This is a genomic window from Paraburkholderia ultramafica (genome assembly GCF_902859915.1).
Classification (GTDB): domain Bacteria; phylum Pseudomonadota; class Gammaproteobacteria; order Burkholderiales; family Burkholderiaceae; genus Paraburkholderia; species Paraburkholderia ultramafica.
The window spans coordinates 1-852 of sequence record NZ_CADIKK010000152.1 but is presented as its reverse complement, the minus strand read 5'-3'; the positions used below and the strand labels follow the sequence as shown (position 1 = coordinate 852).

The 852-nt window shown below is 63.8% G+C and carries 1 pseudogene; it reads left to right on the top strand.

The annotated features are described in order from the left end of the window. Window positions 1-49: 49 nt before the first annotated feature. Window positions 50-852: pseudogene (locus tag HV744_RS36625) on the top strand (hypothetical protein); the annotation flags it as partial.

Genomic DNA, 852 nt, shown 5'->3' with positions numbered 1-852 from the left:
GGACGAGCCGGCTCCAGCTTCGGTCAAGCCAGCGTCGCGCCAACGCTGGGTGGCGCCGGAACTTGAATACATTCAGAGCGAGTTGGCTGCCATATTGCCCTATGCGCGCAGCGCCGAAATTCTGCACACGCTCTTGCCCATCGGGGCGGGCAACGGCGCCACCACGGTACGCGTCCGCACGTTGCGCGTCGGACAACGCCTGGAATCGGAGCTGGCGGCAGCGGGCATGAAACCGCCATGCCGTCGCCGCGCGCCTCGGCCTCGAGTCACGACCGTGGGCCTGGACGGCGGCTATGTTCGCCACTGCGACTCCGATGAGGCGCACTCTTTCGAGATCATTGCCGGGCGGGTGATGGCCGATGACGGTTCGCAGCGCAGCATGGGCTTCGTGCGCACCGTTGATCAGCATTCGCGTACCCGGGTGCAACAAGCCGTTGCCGAGCATGGCAAGACCACCGATGGTCTCCTGGTGCTCACCGATGGCGATAGCCGCTTGCGTGACTTGCAGCTGTCCGTGCTGCCAGAGGCAACTCATATCCTCGACTGGTATCACTTGACACGACGCCTGACCGTGTTGAGCAACGTCGTACGCAGCAGGGAAGCCGCGCATCAGTTGCCTCCGCGAGAGCATGCCCGGATATCGAACTGGGTCGACTCGATCAAGTGGCGTCTTTGGCATGGCCAGCCCGTGACCGCCATCGCACGGCTCGACGCCTTGGTGAATCTGCTCGGGCGGCCTTCATTGGCAGACAAGACCGTCGTGGCTCGAGCTCGCAAGCTCGCCGCCGGGTTGCGTCAATACCTGGAGAACAACGCCGAATCGTTACCGGACTATGGCCGACGATATCGCGC